General features: G+C 37.3%; 1 protein-coding gene and 1 pseudogene. Both read left to right on the forward strand.

Annotated elements, in window-relative coordinates; all coding sequences use genetic code 11:
* Nucleotides 1-599: galactokinase (locus AC1DPQ_RS27925; protein WP_477611594.1), on the forward strand; the 599-nt coding region annotated here is incomplete at its 5' end.
* Between the two features lie 39 nt (nt 600-638).
* Nucleotides 639-2,154 (forward strand): annotated as a pseudogene (locus AC1DPQ_RS27930) (sodium:solute symporter family transporter).
* Nucleotides 2,155-2,345: the final 191 nt, after the last annotated feature.

Below are 2,345 nucleotides of genomic sequence, written 5' to 3' on the forward strand. Positions count from 1 at the left end.
ATTGCAGATCGATGAAACACATTTATATCCCATTAAAATTAGATGGATATAAACTTTTGCTTTTAAATACGAATGTAAAACACGCACTTGCCGATTCTGCCTACAACAAAAGGAGATCACAGTGCGAACAAGGTGTTGCCTGGGTAAAGGAGCATTATCCAAATGTAAGTACGCTTCGTGATGTAGATTTAGCCATGTTAGAAACCCATGTTAAACCAAAAGATCTGGAAGTTTACACCAAATGTAGTTTTGTAGTGAAAGAAATCGGCCGTTTATTAACCGCTGCGGAGCAACTGGAAAATGGTAACCTGCAAGGTTTGGGTAAACTGATGTTCGAAACGCATGAAGGTTTAAGCAAAGATTACGAAGTCAGCTGTAAAGAATTAGATTTCCTGGTTGATGCGGTTAAACCTCTTGATTATGTGTTAGGTGCCAGGATGATGGGCGGTGGTTTTGGTGGTTGTACCATCAATATTGTTAAGGAAGAAAAAATTACCGATTTAATTGAAGCGTTATCTTCAAAATACTTACTACAGTTCGGACTCAAGCTTGGTTCCTACACCGTTCAAACTGATAACGGAACCAGCTTATACAGCTAAAAATTAAATAACCCAAGGTATACTAACCAAAATAAATCAATGAAAAACAATTTACTAGACACGAAGGATTACATTGTATTTGCAATTTACTTCGTTATTGTGGCCGCTTATGGGCTCTACATTTATAACAAGAAAAAGTCGGAATCTACAGGTTCTAAAGATTATTTTCTTGCTGAGGGCTCTTTAACCTGGTGGGCAATCGGCGCATCGTTAATTGCATCTAATATTTCTGCAGAGCAGTTTATCGGTATGAGCGGATCAGGCTTTAAAATGGGATTGGCCATTGCAACCTACGAATGGATGGGCGCATTAACCTTAGTGGTTGTTGCGGTATTCTTTATTCCGGTTTACCTGAAAAACAAAATTGCTACAATGCCGCAATTCCTACATCAGCGTTATAACGGAACGGTGGCCATGATAATGGCTGTTTTCTGGTTATTACTTTATGTTGTAGTTAACTTAACCTCGATCCTTTACTTAGGTGCTTTAGCAGTAAGCAGTATTTCTGGTTTCGATTTAAGTTTCTGTATGTACGCCATTGCAGGTTTTGCCATTATTATTACGCTGGGTGGAATGAAAGTTATTGGATATACTGACGTTATTCAGGTGTTTTTCTTAATTCTGGGTGGTTTGGCCACTACCTATTTGGCTTTAAACTTAGTTTCTACCCATTATGGAACGACAGGTGTTTTTGAAGGCTATAGTTTAATGACTTCAAAGGCTTCTGAACGGTATTCTTTTTGCTGCATTCTTAAAATTATTAATGCCAATTATTGTCGTGTTACCAGGTATTGCAGCTTATGTTTTATATAAAGATGGTGCCTTTCAAGCGGAAATGCTACAAGATGGATCAGTAAACCCAGACCGTGCATATCCAGTATTACTGAATTTACTGCCCGCCGGATTAAAAGGACTTTCGTTCGCAGCATTAACCGCTGCAGTGGTAGCCTCTTTGGCTGGTAAAGCAAATAGTATTGCAACTATTTTTACACTGGATATTTACAAGAAAGTATTAAAGACCGATGCTACTGAGAAAAATTTGGTAACAACGGGTAAGATTTCGATTATTGTAGCGATGATTCTTGGTGTATTAATTGCACCACATTTAGGAATCGATAAAAAAGGTGGTTTCCAATATATCCAGGAGTATACAGGTTTTGTTTCTCCAGGTATTTTTGCCATGTTTATTTTAGGTTTCTTTTGGAAAAGAACAACTTCAAGTGCGGCACTATTCGCTACCATCGGTGGTTTCGGCTTATCAATTTTACTTAAATTCTTACCTAAACTTACCGATCTTTCATGGTTATCAGGAATGGGTTTCTCTGTTAAAAATGCAGCTGGAGTTTATGAAATTCCATTTTTAGATCGGATGGGCTTTGTATTTGTATTCTGTATTCTTGGTATGGTGATCATCAGTTTAGCGAGCAACAAAGTTAAGGCAGAAGCTAAAGGACTGGCCATCGATGCTAAAATGTTTAAAACCTCAACCAGTTTTGCAGTAGGGGCTTTAATCATCATCGGATTATTGGTTGCACTTTATAGTGTATACTGGTAAACGATAATGTATAAAATAGAAAAGGGATAAAGTCATTAGATTTTATCCCTTTTTCGTTTAAAATATCCGCTTACTTATAAATTTAAATCTTAATGTTCTTAACCCCTTAATGATAAAACTAACCATTCTAAAAGATCCTGAAACAAGTTCAGGAAGACAGCTCTCTTTCTTGTAATCGTCATGCTGTCCCG

The sequence above is a fragment of the Pedobacter sp. 01T416_2 genome (genome assembly GCF_056398925.1).